Annotated in this window: 20 protein-coding genes; 6 read left to right on the forward strand and 14 right to left on the reverse strand. The window is 70.5% G+C overall.

Annotated elements, in window-relative coordinates; genetic code table 11:
• Positions 1 to 105: 105 nt before the first annotated feature.
• Positions 106 to 552, forward strand: a complete 447-nt coding sequence (locus BLA60_RS29860; protein ID WP_075136366.1) for a hypothetical protein — start codon at positions 106 to 108, stop codon at positions 550 to 552.
• A 139-nt stretch (positions 553 to 691) separates the two neighbouring features.
• Here BLA60_RS29860 and BLA60_RS29865 read toward each other — a convergent pair whose 3' ends face one another.
• The 7 genes from BLA60_RS29865 to BLA60_RS29895 form a co-directional block, all read right to left on the reverse strand.
• Entirely contained in the window at positions 692 to 1042 is a 351-nt protein-coding gene (locus BLA60_RS29865) for a hypothetical protein (RefSeq protein WP_075136367.1), read from the reverse strand.
• A 164-nt stretch (positions 1043 to 1206) separates the two neighbouring features.
• Positions 1207 to 1569: a hypothetical protein gene (locus tag BLA60_RS29870; protein ID WP_075136368.1), complete on the reverse strand. Its 363-nt coding sequence runs from the start codon at positions 1567 to 1569 to the stop codon at positions 1207 to 1209.
• 99 nt (positions 1570 to 1668) lie between these two features.
• A complete protein-coding gene (locus BLA60_RS29875) occupies positions 1669 to 2589 on the reverse strand; it encodes an SAM-dependent methyltransferase (protein ID WP_245812236.1) in 921 nt (306 codons plus the stop codon).
• Positions 2523 to 3137: a cysteine hydrolase family protein gene (locus BLA60_RS29880; protein ID WP_245812238.1), complete on the reverse strand. Its 615-nt coding sequence runs from the start codon at positions 3135 to 3137 to the stop codon at positions 2523 to 2525. Before BLA60_RS29880 ends, BLA60_RS29875 begins: the two co-directional genes overlap by 67 nt.
• A 17-nt stretch (positions 3138 to 3154) precedes the next feature.
• On the reverse strand, positions 3155 to 4201 hold the full coding sequence (locus BLA60_RS29885; protein ID WP_075136370.1) for an isocitrate/isopropylmalate family dehydrogenase: 1047 nt from the start codon (positions 4199 to 4201) through the stop codon (positions 3155 to 3157).
• Between the two features lie 4 nt (positions 4202 to 4205).
• Positions 4206 to 4739, reverse strand: coding sequence for an EF-hand domain-containing protein (locus tag BLA60_RS29890; RefSeq protein ID WP_075136371.1), 534 nt, complete (start codon positions 4737 to 4739; stop codon positions 4206 to 4208).
• Between the two features lie 238 nt (positions 4740 to 4977).
• Positions 4978 to 5970, reverse strand: a complete 993-nt coding sequence (locus BLA60_RS29895; protein ID WP_075136372.1) for a helix-turn-helix transcriptional regulator — start codon at positions 5968 to 5970, stop codon at positions 4978 to 4980.
• A gap of 93 nt (positions 5971 to 6063) precedes the next feature.
• Here BLA60_RS29895 and BLA60_RS29900 point away from each other — a divergent pair, with 93 nt between their 5' ends.
• Positions 6064 to 6471: a RidA family protein gene (locus BLA60_RS29900; RefSeq protein ID WP_075136373.1), complete on the forward strand. Its 408-nt coding sequence runs from the start codon at positions 6064 to 6066 to the stop codon at positions 6469 to 6471.
• A gap of 4 nt (positions 6472 to 6475) precedes the next feature.
• Here BLA60_RS29900 and BLA60_RS29905 read toward each other — a convergent pair whose 3' ends face one another.
• Both BLA60_RS29905 and BLA60_RS29910 read right to left on the reverse strand, forming a co-directional pair.
• Positions 6476 to 7459: a DUF6528 family protein gene (locus BLA60_RS29905; RefSeq protein WP_084735389.1), complete on the reverse strand. Its 984-nt coding sequence runs from the start codon at positions 7457 to 7459 to the stop codon at positions 6476 to 6478.
• Between the two features lie 121 nt (positions 7460 to 7580).
• Complete coding sequence (locus tag BLA60_RS29910; RefSeq protein WP_075136375.1) at positions 7581 to 7907, reverse strand: TraR/DksA family transcriptional regulator; 327 nt, start codon at positions 7905 to 7907, stop codon at positions 7581 to 7583.
• Between the two features lie 142 nt (positions 7908 to 8049).
• Between BLA60_RS29910 and BLA60_RS29915 the strand changes: the two genes are divergently transcribed.
• Positions 8050 to 8469, forward strand: coding sequence for a DoxX family protein (locus BLA60_RS29915; protein WP_075136376.1), 420 nt, complete (start codon positions 8050 to 8052; stop codon positions 8467 to 8469).
• A gap of 239 nt (positions 8470 to 8708) precedes the next feature.
• On the opposite strand, the gene BLA60_RS29920 is transcribed toward BLA60_RS29915, so the two are convergent.
• Positions 8709 to 9854, reverse strand: a complete 1146-nt coding sequence (locus BLA60_RS29920; RefSeq protein WP_245812221.1) for a DmpA family aminopeptidase — start codon at positions 9852 to 9854, stop codon at positions 8709 to 8711.
• 165 nt (positions 9855 to 10019) lie between these two features.
• The gene (locus BLA60_RS43745; protein WP_154814715.1) at positions 10020 to 10214 is read right to left on the reverse strand and encodes a hypothetical protein; all 195 of its coding nucleotides are present in this window, start codon (positions 10212 to 10214) and stop codon (positions 10020 to 10022) included.
• On the opposite strand from BLA60_RS43745, the gene BLA60_RS29925 reads away from it, so the two are divergent.
• From BLA60_RS29925 to BLA60_RS29935, 3 genes are all read left to right on the forward strand, one after another.
• Entirely contained in the window at positions 10204 to 10581 is a 378-nt protein-coding gene (locus tag BLA60_RS29925) for a hypothetical protein (protein ID WP_154814716.1), read from the forward strand. The genes BLA60_RS43745 and BLA60_RS29925 overlap by 11 nt on opposite strands.
• Before the next feature lie 124 nt (positions 10582 to 10705).
• The gene (locus BLA60_RS29930; protein ID WP_075136379.1) at positions 10706 to 11665 is read left to right on the forward strand and encodes a helix-turn-helix domain-containing protein; all 960 of its coding nucleotides are present in this window, start codon (positions 10706 to 10708) and stop codon (positions 11663 to 11665) included.
• 72 nt (positions 11666 to 11737) lie between these two features.
• Entirely contained in the window at positions 11738 to 14056 is a 2319-nt protein-coding gene (locus BLA60_RS29935) for a xanthine dehydrogenase family protein molybdopterin-binding subunit (protein WP_211288895.1), read from the forward strand.
• 131 nt (positions 14057 to 14187) lie between these two features.
• Here BLA60_RS29935 and BLA60_RS29940 read toward each other — a convergent pair whose 3' ends face one another.
• The 3 genes from BLA60_RS29940 to BLA60_RS29950 all read right to left on the reverse strand — a co-directional run bounded on the left by BLA60_RS29940 (position 14188) and on the right by BLA60_RS29950 (position 16322).
• Positions 14188 to 14478, reverse strand: a complete 291-nt coding sequence (locus BLA60_RS29940; RefSeq protein ID WP_075136380.1) for a hypothetical protein — start codon at positions 14476 to 14478, stop codon at positions 14188 to 14190.
• 113 nt (positions 14479 to 14591) lie between these two features.
• Positions 14592 to 15200, reverse strand: a complete 609-nt coding sequence (locus BLA60_RS29945; RefSeq protein ID WP_075136381.1) for a hypothetical protein — start codon at positions 15198 to 15200, stop codon at positions 14592 to 14594.
• A gap of 12 nt (positions 15201 to 15212) precedes the next feature.
• Complete coding sequence (locus tag BLA60_RS29950) at positions 15213 to 16322, reverse strand: hypothetical protein (protein ID WP_075136382.1); 1110 nt, start codon at positions 16320 to 16322, stop codon at positions 15213 to 15215.
• Positions 16323 to 16460 lie beyond the last annotated feature (138 nt).

The following is a 16460-nucleotide window of genomic DNA, read 5'->3' on the forward strand; positions in this document are numbered from 1 at the left end:
GGGGATGAAGCCACGATGAAGGTCGTCTGACGGCGTAACCTTCCGCTGCCCGCCGGTCCTGGCCCGGTGCGACGCTGGCCGCGACGGCGACGGGAGTTGAGCGCGGTGACGGTGACGTTCGGCCGGATCGGCCAGGTGTTCCTGCTGATGGCGGTGGTGCTCGCGGCGGCGGCGCTGGCGTGTCTGGCGGTGCTGGACGCGCCGGTCAGGGGCGTGGCGACTCCGGTGGTCGCGGGCGCGGGCCTGATCCTCGGGGCGCAGGGCCTGGTGTGGACGGTGGTGCAGCGCCAGATGTTCGGCAGTCTGGCGGCGCTGCGTCGCGCGGCGGGGGAACCGCTGCGCACCGCGACGGTCCTCGCGGTGCGTGGCACGTCCAGCCAGATCGGCGCGGAGGCGGTGGCCCGCCTGGACCTGGTGATCGACGGCCGGCCGGTGCGCCGCTACGTCCGGGTCCCGTTCAACCACGCCGCGACCGTCCACCCGGGACGTGAGCTCCCGGTCCGTACCGACGGCACCCGGGCGTTGATCGTCGAATGGGACCTACTCCCCTGATCACTATTTTTATTAACTAACAACTATATAGATGTCCGATATTATCGCTCGATCTCGAGCTGATCCGGTTGACACCACAGACAAAGAAGCCAGGACGGGAGAGGTCAGGCTCCGGGCCGGAGCCAGACCTCGTCGCGGATCAGTAGACCTGGTAGGCCATGACGAGTTTGTTGCCGACGTTCCACTCGCCGGAACCGGCCTGGAAGATCTTGCTGGTGCACTCGCGGTCGTCGAACAGTTCGATCGTGTCGGCGTACTCGTTGCCCACGAAGAACAACGACGTCATCGGCCCGTTCTTCCACGGCGCGACACAGCCGGAGTTGTAGGTGCCGTAGACGTTGATGGCGTCGCCGTCTTGGAAGCTCAGGATGGCCTGCCAGCGCAGTTGTTGGGTGTCGGCCTGGGCGGTGGCGCCGGTGGACAGTGTGCCGAGCACACCGATGGCCAGCACGGCGATCAGGCGTCGAAGGTGCGCGAGGGTGCGCGACATGACGGTTCCTCCCCCTTGGATGACAGCGTCGTGGCGAGCATAGGCACGGCCGGTGACGGTGCACCATCGCGCGATCGGCGGTCACCCGATGTTCGGTGGGGGTTGTTGGGGTGCGTTCCGGCGCCGCCGTGGGTGGGGTTGGGCGGACCCACGGCGGCGGGTGCTCAGTGGGGTCCGGGTGCGGTGGGTCGCTGGGGGTACTGCTGCTGGGGCGGGTAGGGCTGGGTGGGTGCCGTGGGTGCGGCCGGCGCGGTGGGGCGGCGGTTGCCGACGGCGGCCGCGGCGACCATGCAGGCGACGCCGGTGAGTCCGAGCAGGACCGAGGTGGTGACCTCGATGATGTCCAGTCGCAGGAAGGTGTCGTCGTTGCCGGTGGTGTAGCACTCGGTGTTCTTGTCTGTTTCGGTCGGTGGTTCGCAGCGCCACTCGACGCCGCCGGCGAGCCGGGCCTCGGGTTCGGTGGCGTAGTTGTAGGCGAAGGCTGCGCCCAGGAACAGGAACCCGAGCACCAAGAAAACGATCTTCACTGTGTCATTCCTTCTGCTTCGCCTCAGTACGGCTGTGGCTACCGTGTCCTGGGCTCGTGATCGGCGGGTTGCCGCAGAATGATGGCACTGTCCACTGTGCTAGCCGCTGGTGGGAGCGGGTTTGGTGGCGAAGATCCAGCGGTTGGCGGCCAGGGCGTCGTGGGGTTCGGGCAGGGGGCCCCGGCCGTGGTGGCGGGTGAAGTCGTAGGGGGTGTGGGTGGTGGTGGTCCAGCCTCGGGTGGTGAGGTCGGCGGCGGAGTCGGGGCGGGGTTCGCGGTCGAACAGGGCGAGCAGGTCCACGCCGGTCTGGCGCAGGGTGGCGCTGTAGACGGGGCTGGCGCGGACTTCGGGGCGTTCCCAGCCGGTTTTGATTTCGTAGGCGAGGGTGCTGCCGGGGGCGGAGAGTCGGTCGACGGTGTCGATGAGGTGGCGTTCGGGGGCGCTGGGTAGGTAGAGCAGTAGTCCTTCGGCGAGCCAGGCGCAGGGGGTGGTGGGGTCGAATCCGGCGGCGGTGAGGGCGGGTGCCCAGTCGGTGCGCAGGTCGGCGCTGATGGGGGTGCGGGTGGTGTGGGGGGTGAGGTGGAGGCGGTCGAGGACGTGGTGTTTGAAGGTGAGGACTTCGGGGCGGTCGATTTCGTAGACGTGGCAGTCGGGTGGCCAGGGGAGGCGGTAGGCGCGGGTGTCGAGGCCGGCGCCGAGGAGCACGATCTGGCGGGCGCCGTGGTGGGTGGTGTGGAGGAGGTGGTCGTCCAGGACGCGGGTGCGTAGTCCGAAGTAGCGGGCGAGGCGTCCCCACAGGGGGTTGGTGTCGCCGCCGGGGATGTCGTGGGGGTGGAGGGGCCAGGTGCGGCAGGGGTGGGCGGCGCGGACGAAGTGTTCGGCGTGGTGGTCCTGGGCGAGGCTGTCGGTGCGGTGGGTTTCGATGGCGCGGGCGGCGGCGACGAGGAGGGCTGTCAGGCCGACGCCGTGTGGGGTGTCGGTGATGGTGGCTCCGTGTTGTCGGGGGTGAACCGGGTCCAGGTGTGGGGGTGGTCGTGGGTGGTGGTGCGGGCGCCGTAGAGGGCGCGTTGGAATCGCAGGATGTCGTCGTCGGCGAGGTGGAGGGCGGTGGTGCAGTCGGTGAGGATGGTGATGTGGTAGCCCTTTTGGAAGGCGGTGCGGGCGGTGGTGTCGACGCAGACGTCGGTGTAGAGGCCGGCGAACACGAGGTGGTGGGCGGCTCGGCGGGTGAGGTGGTGGTGCAGGTCGGTGTGGAGGAACGCGTCGAAGCAGGCTTTCTTGGTGAAGACGCGTTCGCCGGGGGCGGGGGTGACGGTGTGGAACTGGGCGCCCCAGGTTCCTTCGCGGCACTTGGGTGGGCGGCCTCGGGTGGCGTCGCGGTGTCGCCAGCTCGGTGGTTGGTGTTCGAGGTCGCCGATGAATCGGACGAACACGACTTCGGTGCCGTGGGTGCGGGCGGTGTCGATGGCGCGGGCGGTGTTGGTGGTGACGGCGTGCAGGGTGTCGGGGTTGTGTTGGTGGCGGGTCGCGGTGCAGAAGTCGTTCTGCAGGTCGACGACGATCAGCACGGTTCCTGGTTGGACGGTCACCGTCCGGCCGCCGACGTGGTGTGGGGGTGGAGGTGGTCGAGGAGGGTGTCGACGAGGTCGGTGGTGGTGGCGGTGGTGGTGTCGCTGTGGGCGGTGTGGAGGGCTTGTTCGACGGTGTCGATGGCTCCGGCGCAGCCGCCGTGGTGTTGGGCGATGGCGGCGGCGGCGCGCACGGTGGCGGTGGGGTTGACGGTGTTGTGGCCGGTGAGGTCGTCGGCCGAGCCGTGGACGGTTTGGTATTCGATGAGGCCGAGGACGTCGGGGTGTAGGTAGGTGTTTTCGGTGTGGTGGTTTTCCTGGCGTTGGCCGCCGAAGCGGTCGAGGAGCACGACGTGCATGATGTCGGCCCATTCGTTGCCGGCGATGAGTAGGGTGCGGCCGGGCAGGCCGTGTTCGATCAGGTCGCGGTTGACGGTGTCGGGTTGGCACAGGCGGATCGGGGTGCCGGTGCGGCGGGTGAGGTCGGTGACCCAGTCGTCGAGGGCGCCGTCGAGCAGGTGGAACTTGTAGGCCATGAGGATCTGGTGGGGTCCGGTGTCGGGCCATTCCCGGTGGGCGCGGGCGAGGGCGTAGCCGATGACCTGTTCGGTGGTGTCGCGGCTGAAGCGCATGGTGCGGGTGATTTCGCCGGGGGCGTGGCTGTTGTGGCCGGTGTAGAAGCCCTGGGCCTCGTCGCGGATCAGCAGCAGGGTGGTGTCGTGGGTGGTGAGCAGGTCGGTTTTGACCGCGCGGAGTCGTTGGCGGACCAGGTAGAGGGATTGGGCGTTGATGGCGGTGCGGAACACCGCTGTGACGCTGCGGTCGGCCAGTTCGCGGCAGTACTGTTCGTAGTGGTCGGCGTCGTCGCGGGTGGTGGCGCGGATCTGGTCGAGGCCGGCGTGGCGTAAGGACCGGTAGGTGTGGTAGGTCCTGGGCGAGCGCACGATGTGGAAGGTGACGCCGTGGGTGTCGCCGAGGTGGGTGAGGACGCGGTCGAACACGGCGGCCAGTTCGGGTCCGGTGCCGTGGCCGATCGCGAGCCCCACTGTGACGGTGTTGGCCATCTGGTCAGGCCCCGGGTTGTCCGACGAGGTGGTCGCCGGCGATGCCGGCCTTGTCGGGGCGGTAGTAGTCCTTGATTCCCTGGACCCAGGTGGTGACGGTGATCTCGTCGTCGTCGTTGGGTTCGAACGCGTCGAACAGTGCTTCGATGTTGGCGCGGTCGAATCCGATGGCGAGCATGAGGGCGATGAACACGGGGCGTTCGATGAGGCCGTCGCCGTCGGGGTCGCCGAGGGCGGCGAGGGAGAGTGCGAAGTCCTCGATGGTGTCGTCGAAGCGTTCGGGGGAGAGTACGCACGCCGAGAATTCTTCGAGGGTGATCATGTTGTCGCCGTTGGTGTCGAGTTCGGCGGCGAGGGTGGTCCAGTAGCGGCGGAACGCGGCGAGCATGGCTTCCTTGGCGGCGTCGCTGGAGGTGTCGGCGGCGTCGATGACGCGGTGGGCCATGAGGTCGAAGTCGTTGGCGCCGAGTTGGCCGGAGCCGTCGGCGTCGAACAGGGTGAAGACGAGGTGGACCCGGTTGGTCGCTTCCGCGCGCATGGTATTTCCGGCCTTTCGCTATTGTTTCTCCGGATTTCGCACACCGTTGTGTCGGTAAATGCGCTTGTACTATGCCAGACGTCGACCGGGGCGCCTACGACGAATTTCGCGATCACCGGAAAGAGTGAATTCCGCAGGATTGGTCTCGCATTACGTCAATTACGCCGACCGGGTGGCTGTTCCGGGGGCCGCACCCACTGTCGGTCCCACCTGCGGCGGCGTCGGTGTCAGGACGGCGTCAGGACGGCGTCGAGTAGCGGGCGGCGAACGCCTCGGCCCGCTCACGCAGCGTGGTGCGCAACGATTCCGGCGCCAGGACCTCCGCGCCCGTGCCGGCCTGCCACAGCGCCCACTCGGCGTGCCGCGCGTCCTGGAAGGTGACCTCCACCCGCGTCCAGTCCTCAGTGTCCGGGGCAGTGTCCGGGGCGGGTTTCTCGGCGCGCACGGCCAGTGCCGTGTCCACCAACGCCTCCCGCCGCCACGGGCTCACCCGCGCCACCACCGTGAGTTGGTCGCTGCCGGCGAGGAACCGCGCGCACCGCTCCCGCCACAGCCGGTCCAGGTCGACGTGGTCGGGTCGCCGCGCGGGCTCGGCGAGTTCGGTGACCTCCGCGATGCGGGAGAGTCGGTAGGTGCGGTCCTGGCCGTCGCGGATGGCCAGCAGGTAGGCGCGGTCGCGCACGGTCACCAGGCCGATCGGGTCGACCGTGCGCCAGCGGGGTGGTTGGCCGGTGGCCGCGTAGTGGAGGCGCAGCCGCCGCCCGGTCAGCACCGCGCGGCGCACCGCGACCAGCGTGGTGTCCGGGACGTCCTCGGTGACCAGCGGGTGGGACAGCAGGTCGGTGTCCGGGTCGACCAGCAGGCGTCGTGCGCCGTCACTGGCCAGCGCCCGGTGGTCGTCGGGCAGCGCGTCGAGGACCTTGCGCAGGGCGGAGGCGAGCGCGGATCCGAGGCCGAGCACCTGCTCGGCGCGGCCCAGGCCGGCGACCAGCAGGGCCAGCGCCTCGTCGTGGTTGAGCCCGGTGAGTTCGGTGCGGAAACCGGGCAGCAACGCGAAACCGCCTCGGCGGCCGCGTTCGGCGTAGACGGGGACCCCGGCGGCCGACAGTGCCTCGATGTCGCGCAGCACCGTGCGCGTGGACACCTCCAGTTCGCGGGCGAGTGCGGCGGCGCTGAGTTGTCCGCGTTGGCGCAGCAGCAGCACCAACGACACCAACCGGTCGGCACGCACCGCCGCAGAATACCTGACAGTGGATGTCGTGTATTGCCGGAAAGGTGGGTTCCTGACGGCGCCGACGGGCGCCCCATCGGAAACGGAGCACACATGCAACGCACGGTCGAGCGCACGCCGGTCAACCCCTGGGCCTGGTCGGCGGCCCTGGGCTACCACCAGGGTGAGGTCGTCGCCGGCCACACCCGAACCCTGTTCTGCGCCGGCCAGAGCGCGATGGCCGGTGACGGCACGCCTCGCCACGCCGGTGACCTGGCCGCGCAGTTGGCGTTGAGCCTGGACAACCTGGAGTCGGTTCTCGCCGAGGCCGGTATGACGCTGGCCAACCTGGTGCGCCTGACCGTCTACGCCACCGACGTCGACGGTCTGCTGGAGCACTACGGGGTGCTGGCGGGCCGGCTGGGTGCCGCCGGCGCGACCCCGCCGACGACGATGCTGGGCGTGTCCCGGCTGGCGGTTCCCGACCTGCTCGTCGAGGTGGAGGGAACCGCCGTCGCCTGAGCCGCTAGCGGGGGTCGACCCACCAGCGGGCCTTGTAGATCTGCGCGTCGGGCAGGGTGTGGGAGTCGGTGGGCAGGTGCAGGCGGACCGTGGCCGTGCACCAGGTGCAGCCCGTTCCCGGTTCCGGCGCGGTGGTCAGTGTCTGGCCCGTGGTGGGGTTGGTGGTCACCGATTTGATGCCTGTGACGTCGATGGACTCGGCGCCGCGGTAGTCGTCGTGGAACACGCCGGTGCGCGGGTCGAGTTGGTAGACGCGGCTGCCGGTGCTCACCCACAGTCGGTCACGGCCGGCGACCGGCTGCAGGTCGTGGCCCCACGGGGTGGGCAGCGCGTGCCGCACGCTGGGGGTGAGTGTCGGCGCCGCCGCCGTGCCCCCGACGGTCAGCCCGACGACCTCGTGGTCGCCGACCGTCCACAGCAGTGCGCGGCCGGTGTCCCAGTACACCGCGTGGGCCCCGGGGAACGCGAACTCGGTGTGGTCGGTGGACCGGGGGCCCTGTGAGGCGGTGTAGACCCGCACCCAGCCGCCGGTGCTGGCCGCGACGGCCACGTTGCCGTCGGGCAGGACCTCGATGCTGTGGGGGTTGGCCGAGCGGCCGACGTCGCCGGCCCAGTAGGAGCCGGTGCCCGACGGGTAGGGGACCATCGCGGCCAGCCCGTAGGAGTCGGTGGTCAGCAGGTAGCGCCGGTGGCGGTAGGTGCGCAGTTTCGCCTCGTCGGGCAGGCCCCAGTTGTCGAGCAGGTCGGCGAATCCCTGGTCGGCGGTCGGCCGCCAGGACCAGCGGACCGCGCGCGGGTCGTTCCAGTCGCCGCGGGTGTCGAGCACGGTGATCTGGTCGCGGGCCTGGTCGGTCACCACCACGTCGCAGCAGCGTCCGGTGTTCGGGTTCTGTCCCCGTTCGGCCGTGGCGCCCGGCGGGGCGACGGTGAGGGCGGCGGACACCGCGAACCCGATGGTCAGCGCCCGGGCAACACGGGACATGCGCATGGCTTCCTCCATGATCGGCAAGGGTCACGAGCCCATCAGAGCGGAGGAAACATACGACCTTTGCCGGTCGAACACCACCGGCCCGGCGGGTAACGTCCCGGCGAACGTCTCAGTGAAGGTCTCAGCGAGCGCACCGAATGCAGGTCGTGGCCGCCGGCAGCGCTTCGAGGCGTCCCTGGCCGATGGGGTCGCCGCAGCGTGCGCACAGTCCGTAGGTGCCGGCCGCCAGCCGCCGCTCGGCGGCGTCCAGTTCGCGTAGTTCGGTTCGTGCCTGCTCCAGCAGTCCCGCGACCTGGGCGCGCTCGAAGGCGACGGTCACGCCTTCCGGGTCGTGCTCGTCGTCGTTGGTCGTGTAGGCGGCGGACTCCAGGATGCTGTCGAGTCGCCGCGTCAGCGCCGCCACCAACTCCACCGTCTCCCGGCGTCGTCGCGCCAGCGGATCGGTCATGCCCCCATTGAACACCCGCCCCGGGGTGCCATATCGGGAACACCCCTCCCCGAACGATATGGTCTAGACCTATTGACCAGTGGTCTGGACCACGTAGGGTGGAACTCCCCGTACACGACCGACTACTCCACGGAGAGCACCGATGGCCATCACCGACCGTGCCAGGGCCACCATCGCCGCCGCCACGGGCGCACCCGGATTCCAGGACCGGGTCATCGGCGCCACCCGCGTCGTCGTCGCGTTCCTGTTCGTCTGCCACGGGTTGGGAGGCGTCTTCGGCCTGTTCGGCACGGTCGCCACCCCGGTCGGCGCCTGGCCGAACTGGTGGGCCCACATCATCGAACTCGTCGCCGGCACCGCCATCGCACTCGGCCTGTTCACCCGCCCCGCCGCCCTGCTGTGCTCCGGCGCGATGGCCTTCGCCTACTTCACCGTGCACCAGCCGCAGGCGCTGTTCCCCATCAGCAACAACGGCGAGCTGGCGGCGCTGTTCTGCTGGACGTTCCTGCTCATCGCCGTCATCGGACCCGGCGCCTTCGCCCTGGACAACCGCCGCCGGTAACGGTCTGTCAACCGGGCCACACTGGTTGTCAGCATCACCGCCGACGCCGACGTGCTGCGCGACGCCGCGAACACCCTGACCCCGGCCCACGATCACTTCGCCGCCCAACTCGCCGCAACGGCACCCGCGTGTCCGACGACCTCCCCGGCCGGATGATCGGCATGAACGACCAGTACGCCGTGTTCCTCACCGACGACGGTGTCGCCGTCCACACCACCGGCCGAGGCGGCTGAGCCGGCTCAGCCTCGGCCGTACTTGCGCAGGAGCTTGCGGACCCGGTCCAGCGGGATCGCGTGCCGGGTGGTGCCGCCGTTGCCGGTGACGGTGGTGGCCATGAACATCGAGTTGTAGATGGCCTCCTCGGTCGCGTCCAGCGCACCGAGGAACAACCCCGACATTCCGGCGTTGGGCACGTACTTGGCGTCCTGGACCGCCGACCCCGGCGCCTCCCGCACGTGTGGGGACGTGGAGAACGCGATCGCGAAGTCGCCGCTGCCGTTGCTGTAGGACGACCCGGTCCGGGCCATCGCGAACACCGCCCGCGCGGCAAGGCGCTCCAGGTTGCGGGAGGTCAGCGGCGCGTCGGTGGCGACGACGAGCATGCACGACCCGTCACCGGAGGTGTCGGCCATCGACGGCGGCGACAGCTCCTCACCGACCGGCACCCCGTCGACCCGTAACGAGCCGCCGTAGTTCGTCTGCACGAGCACCCCGACGGTGAAGTCGCCGACCACCCGCGACGAGGTCCCGATGCCGCCCTTCCAGCCGAAACAGGTCGTGCCGGTGCCCGCGCCGACCGAACCCTCCGCCACCACGCCGCCCCGCGCCGCCTCGATCGCGGCGATCACGTGGTCCTCGGTGACGTGCCGGCCGCGGATGTCGTTGAGCGCGCCGTCGTTGGTCTCCCCGACCACGGCGTTGACCGACTGCACCGACCCGTTGCCGGCCTGCGCCAACGTCCACGCGACCGTCCCGTCCACCCCGCGTGCCACGCTGAGCGTGTTGGTCAGCACGATCGGCGCCTCGATCGTGCCCAGCTCGCTGACCTGCGTCGACCCGGCCAGCTTGCCGAAGGCGTTGCCGATGAACACCCCGCCGGCGACCTTGTCCTGGAACACGTTGTCCGGGTGGGGCACGATCGCGGTGACCCCGGTCCGCACCCGGTCGCCCTCGACCAGCGTCACCTGCCCGACCCGCACCCCCGCCACGTCGGTGATGGCGTTGTGGTCACCGGTGGGCAGGTCACCGGGCGCCACCCCCAGCTCACGCGCCCTGGCCCGCCCGCCGGGCGGCGGCGCGGCCTGGGCGGTGCCGGCCGCCAACCCGCCGGTCATCACCCCACCAGCCAGTGCGGCACCGGTGGACATGACGGTGCGTCGAGACATGGCCGACATACAGAGCCCTCCTACGTGACGGCGACAGATCCGATCATCATGCGTCCTGCCGCGGCCCGGGAACAGGTTGAGTTTTCCCCGCTCATGAGCTATGGCCCCAGGTCAGGGCAGGTGTCGGCGCGGCGGACGGAATGTCAAGGAAACGTGCGTCCGGTGTCAAGGCGGCACCGTGAACATCCCGGCAGACTCGCGGTACGGCACGGCATGAGAGGAAAACATGAAAAGAATCGCGCTGATACTCACGTTACTGGCGTCCGCTTTCTCCCTGTCCATGATGTCCCCCGCCCAGGCGGAAACCAGTGCACCGGCGGAAACCGCCGCGCGGTCCGCACTGGTGTCGGTGACGCCCAACGCCGCCGGAATACGGGTGTGCGTGCCAGCCGGCTGCGGTGTCGGCTACGCGGATTTCTACCCCGACGGTGACCGCATGACCGTGTGCGACGTGTACGCCAACGACCTCGGGGTGCGGGTGTCGGTCTGGAACCAGACCAAGGACCCCGACGTCCACGAGTACTACCTGTCCGACGGCAACGGCAGCGGCAACAGCTGCAACTCGAAGGACGCCAGCGACGGCCAACCCTGGAACATGGCCGAGAAACACTGCTTCAGCCTCGGCGTCTACCAGACGCTGGACGGCTCGCAGATCGGCCCGCGCACCGTCGTGCAGGTGCGCAACTACAACGTGGACGGCCCGGTCGACTGCTCCGGGGTCGACTAGCCGCCACGGCCTGGTCGTGGCGAGGCGAACACGGCCGCCTCGCCACGATTAGCCGTGGATTAGCCGTTCGGTAACCGCGTTCTGGGAGGCTGCCCCGCGACCACCGGATATCGCGGGAGCCCCCATGATGGAACCAGTTTTCCGATCCGAGGAGTTACCGACCGAGGACAGGTTCGACAGCTGGCGGGAATGGAACAGAACAACCGTCGCCCCGGTCGCCGTCGCCAGCGTCCACGACCCCGACTACCGCGCCCGGATCACCAAACTGCGCCTCGGTGACATCGCCGTCATCCACGGACTGTTCCAGACCGGTGTTCTGCGCAGAACACCGGCCCTCATCCGGGAATCCGACCCCGACAGCTACAACCTCACCCTCGTCCTGCACGGCACCGCACACCTGTCCAGCGGCGACGGCGAGTTCACCTACCGACGCTACGACCTCGTCCTGCGCAGCTCCTCACACCCGCACACCGTCCACGTCGACGGCGGCCAACGCGCGTTCGCGAAACTGTCCCTCGACCTCCCCGCCGCCCTGCTGCCCCGGGACAAGGCCGACCAGCTCATCGGACACCCCCTGTCCGGGCGCACCGGCATCGGCGCGCTGCTCGCCGGCTACCTCACCCGCCTGGCCCGCGAGTCCGGCACCTGCCGCGCCGCCGAAGGCCCCCGCCTGGGCGCGGTGGCCACCGACCTGGTGTCGGCGCTGATCGCCCACACCCTCGACACCGACCAGCCCCCACCCGCCGACACCCGCCGCGTCCTGACCCTGCGCGTGCGGGCCTTCATCGAACAGCACCTGCGCGACCCCGACCTCGACCCCGCCACCATCGCCGCCGCCCACCACATCTCGCTGCGCCACCTGCACCACCTGTTCGACCTCGACGGCCTGTCGGTCATGGCCTGGGTCCGCCGCCAACGCCTCGAACGCGCCCGCCACGACCTCACCGACCACACCCTGCCCGTGCATGCCATCGCCCAACGGTGGGGCTTCTCCCGGCATTCGGTGTTCACCCGCGCCTTCCGCGCCGCCTACGGCCTCTCACCCACCGACCAGCGACACCGCACGGACACCCCACGGACGTGAAGTCGCCAACGAGGGGTCTGTCGGCGTCTACTGGAGGTGGACGATCCCGACGGACGTGGGGTGGAAACGCTGATGCCGACCGAGAACATGTCGACCGGGAAACGCAGGTACGTCGGGGCGCCGGCCCCGCGGCGGGAGGACGCGCGGCTGATCGCCGGGCGGGGGCGGTTCGTCGGGGGAACCCGCGTCGCCGACGCCGCGCACGCCGTGGTGGTGCGCAGCACCGTCGCGCACGGGCGGATCGTCGGCTACGACCTCGACGACGCGCGGGCCCTGGACGCGGTGCTGGACATCATCACCGTCGAGCACGCGCGCACGGTCGAACTGCCGTGCTCCGGACTCGGACCCGACCGGCCGACCCACTATCGGGCGTTGGACGACACCGTGCGTTACGTCGGGCAGCCGGTGGCCGTGGTGGTCGCCGAGACCGCCGCCGCCGCGAACGACGCCGGGGCGCTGGTCGGGGTGAACATCGAGCCGTTGCGGCCGGTGGTCGGGGTGGAAGCGGCGATGGACACCGACGCCCCGCTGCTGTACCCCGACTGGGGCACCAACGTGGGGATCGACTTCCCCCTGGGGGACGCCGACGCGGCCACCGCCGACGCCGAACACGTCGTCGACCTGACGTTTCGGCTCGCGCGGGTCGCACCCCGGCCTATCGAACCGCGCGGCGTCGTGGCCGACTACGACGGCCAGACCCTCACCGTGCGGACCGCCTCCCAGGCACCGCACGCCGTCCGAGACCAACTGGCGGCGGCGCTGGGACTGGCCGTGAGCGCGGTGCGGGTCGTGGGCTGCGACGTCGGCGGCGGGTTCGGCGCCAAGGAACACGCTTACCCCGACGACGTCCTGGTCTGCCTCGCCGCGCTGCGGCTGCGGCGCCCGGTCCGCTGGGACGAGGCCCCCGGCGACCACCTGGCCGCCACCCTGCACGCCCGCGACGCAGCCCACCACGGCCGCCTCACCCTCGACCGCGACGGCCGGTTCGTCGCCCTGTACTGCGACATCATCGGCGACCTCGGCGCCCACCCCTCCAACGTCGGCGCCGGGCCGCTGGCCGTGTCGGCGATGATGGCCACCGGCCCCTACCGGTTCGACGCCGTCGGCGCGCGGGTCCGCGCGGTCGTCACCACCACCGCCCCCACCGGCTCCTACCGCGGCTACGGCCAACCGGAAATCACCTGGACCCGCGAACGGCTCATCGACGAGGCCGCCCGCCGCCTCGGCATCGACCCCGTCGACCTGCGGCTGCGCAACATGCTCGACCCCCACGACCTGCCCTACCGCACGGCCATGGGACCCGAGTACGACACCGGCGACTACGCCACCGGCCTGCGCACCCTGCGCGACCAGGTCACCAGCCAGGTCACCAGCCAGAGCGACAGCCGGGTCGACGGCCGGCGGCGCGGCACCGGGTACGCCTGCCACGTCGAGATGACCGGCATGGGCCCCTCCATGGCCATGAAAGCCGAAGGGCTGGGCACCGGAGGCTTCGAGAAAGCCGTCGTCCGCATGGAACCCGACGCCTCCGTCATCGTCCACACCGGACTCGCCGGGATGGGACAGGGCCTGGAGACCACCCTCGCGCAACTGGCCGCCGACGAACTCGGCGTCCCCCTCGACCAGGTGCGGGTCGTCCTCGGCGACACCGCCAGCACCCCCTACTCACCCATCGGCTCCATCGCCAGCCGCTCCCTGCCCGTCGGCGGCGGCGCCCTCATCCACGCCGCGACCGCCCTGCGCGACAAACTGCTCACCATCGCCGCCCACCGCCTCGAGGTCGCCACCGCCGACCTGGAGATCACCGACGGCGTCGTGCGCGTGCACGGCGTGCCCGGCGCCGAGGTCAGCCTCGCCGACCTCGCCGCCGCCGCCTGGCGCGGCTGGGACCTGCCCGAGGGCACCACCCCCGGCCTGGAGGAACAGGCCACCTACGACCCGCCCGCCTACCTGTACTCCTCGGCCGCCCACGCCGCCGCGGTCGCCGTCGACCCCGACACCGGCGACGTCGAGATCGAGGGCTACTGGGTCGTCAACGACGCCGGTGTCCTGGTCAACCCGGCGATCGTCGAGGGCCAGATCCGCGGCGCGGTCGTCCAGGGCATCGGCATGGCCCTCTACGAACAGGTCGTCTACACCCCCGAAGGCCAACCCGCCGCCGGCTACGACCTGCCCACCGCCCGCGAAGCCCCCGACATCACCATCGTCCACCAGCGGACACCGTCACTGACCCCCGGCGGCACCAAAGGAGTCGGCGAATCCGGCACCATCAGCTCCCCGGCCGCCATCGGCAACGCCGTCGCCGCCGCCCTCCCGGAGATCGCCGACCGGATCACCGCCACCCCACTCACCCCCCACGCCCTCCACCGGGCACTGACCCAACGGAACTGATCAACGACACAGCGCGACAGCGACGTTTTGACCACGTCCCAACCACGCCCCACCACCATCCTTGCCCCAGGGCAGCTCGGCGGTGGGGTTGCGGGCGCTGGGGGTGCCCGCACCTCCCGCCCGACGGGCGTTCACGCCACCTCGACATAGCCGAGGATGCCGAGCAGCACCGCCGCGACCACCCACGCCCCCCGGAACAGCGACACCGCGTCGGGCCGCAGTTCGGTGTCCATGCCGTTCTCGTCCTGGTAGTACCAGGACGAGCTGCGCAGCCGCGGCATGATCTCGTTCTGGTCGGCGAACGCGCCACTGAGTGTGGCCGCCGCGCTCACCCAGATCAGGATCGCCGCCGTGACGGCGTCGTCGACGAACGCGTACGCGATCAGGCCGGGAATGATCCCCACAGTCGTGACGAACCGCATGCCGAAAGACAGTAACCGGCCACACCCGACGGCATCGCCGCTTCGATCAGAAAAGCCTTGTGCGGCGGCCCGAAGGCCACCGCACAAGGCCACCGCAGGCCGACGTCAACGAATCAGGACCACTGGATCGAGCTGGCCTCTCCGTCCAGCGAGCCCATTCCACCGCTACCGGTGTCCCAGCCCATCGCCAATCCCTGGAAGCCGGCGTGCTCGAAATGCGCCGAGTAGCAGAAGTTGTGGTTGCCGTAGGCGTTGATCCGGTCGTTCCAGCCGTAGTCGTCCAGGTTCCACACCTGCCACTTGACCGCGCCGATCGGGTTGCCCCAGCAGCTGTCGTTCTCCACCCACCAGGTGAACGTGTCGGTGCCGAAGAAGTGGTAGTCGTAGTCGATCTCCAGGACGTTCTGCACCTGGACACCCGGCTCGGCGGCCGCCTTCGACAACGATCTCAGCTCGGCCTCGAAAGCCTTGTTCGTGGCCGCCTTCCCCGCGTCGGCGGGGGCGTCGGCGACCCGCCCGCCGGTCGCCGTCGAGATCGCCTCGGTGAAGCTGTCGAAACACCGCACCTCGGCCTTCGGGGTCGTCACGTTCCCGATGCAGTGACTGACCTTGCCCTCCACGGCGCCACCCGGCGCGGAGCCCTCCTCGGCCTGCGCCGGCGCACCCGCGACGGTCAGTCCGGCGACGGCGACAACCAGCGGAACGAGAACACGAAAACGCATGATCTGTCTCCTTTACTGGGGTTGGGTCAGCGTCACGCCCACCGCGAAGTTCGTGCGCATGGGCAACACCGACGGGATTCCGAACAGGTCGTGATACGGGTCCGGAGGTGGGGGAGGCGGCGGCGGGAACCTGCGGTGCAACCACCACCAGATCAACCAGAACCAGCGGTCGAGCCCACACCAGCCGAGGTAGAGGTAGTCGTCGCCGCCGTAGGTCAACCCCAGCGGGCCGCCAGGGGCGTGCGCGCCCGGCGGGGCGATCACCCACGGATCCGGCAGCGGGGTGAACGCGTCGGTCGCCGCCCGGATCGCCCCGTCCGCGCCCGCGTAGGTCACCACGAACTCACCGGTCGGTGCCATCGTCGCCGCCAGCTGCGCCCCCACCGGCACCGTCCCCGGCCCGGACAACGCCACCGGCTGCTGCGGCGTCACCCCGGCCACCGGGATCCGCCACACCCGCCCGTCGACACCGGTGAAGAACGTCGCCGCACCCCCGGTCCCCGACGCGGCCGCCACCGGCGACCCCAGCGGCGCCACATTCGGCTGGGTCGCCGCGGTCGTCGTCCAGATCGGGATCGGCCCCGCCGGCCCCGACCCGATCCGGCCCACCGCGACCCGCACCGCCCGGTCCCCGCCGACGAACACCACCCCGAACCGGTCACCCACCGCGAACGCGGCCAGCGACGTCGTCTGCGGCACCGAACCCGTCGGCGTCACCGGCGCCAGCGGCAACCCCAACGCACCCGACCGCGAGTACATGGCGTGGTAGACCGCGCCGTTCACGCCCGTGAGGAACACGTGCGTGCCGGTCAGCCCCTCCACCGCCGCGATCCGGCCACCCGGCGGCGCCACCCCACCCTGCGGGTGCCACACGAAACTCAGGCCCGACCCGGCGGCGCTGGTGAACCCCGCGACCAGACCACCGTGGGTGCCGACCGTGAACACCGCGACGAGCCCGTCGGAGCGGCGTACCGTGGCCACCCCACCGCCCGGCGCCCCGATCACCGCCGCACCGGCCCGGCCGAGCGTGCTCGGCCCCGCCGCGTACAGCCGACCGTCACCACCGAGATGAAAACCGGCCAGTGACGGCACCGCGGCCGCCGCCCCCTTCTCCGAAGTCATTTTCTCCGAGGACACCGCCGCTGAGGCCGTCGAGGCCAACCCGACCGGCAGTGCCGTTGCCACACCGCACGCGACCATCCCCCGAAGCAGGTCACGCCGGCTGGAAGCCGTGCTGTTCCTGGAAATCATGCGGCCATG

This window comes from Actinophytocola xinjiangensis (assembly GCF_001921215.1).
Taxonomy (GTDB): domain Bacteria; phylum Actinomycetota; class Actinomycetes; order Mycobacteriales; family Pseudonocardiaceae; genus Actinophytocola; species Actinophytocola xinjiangensis.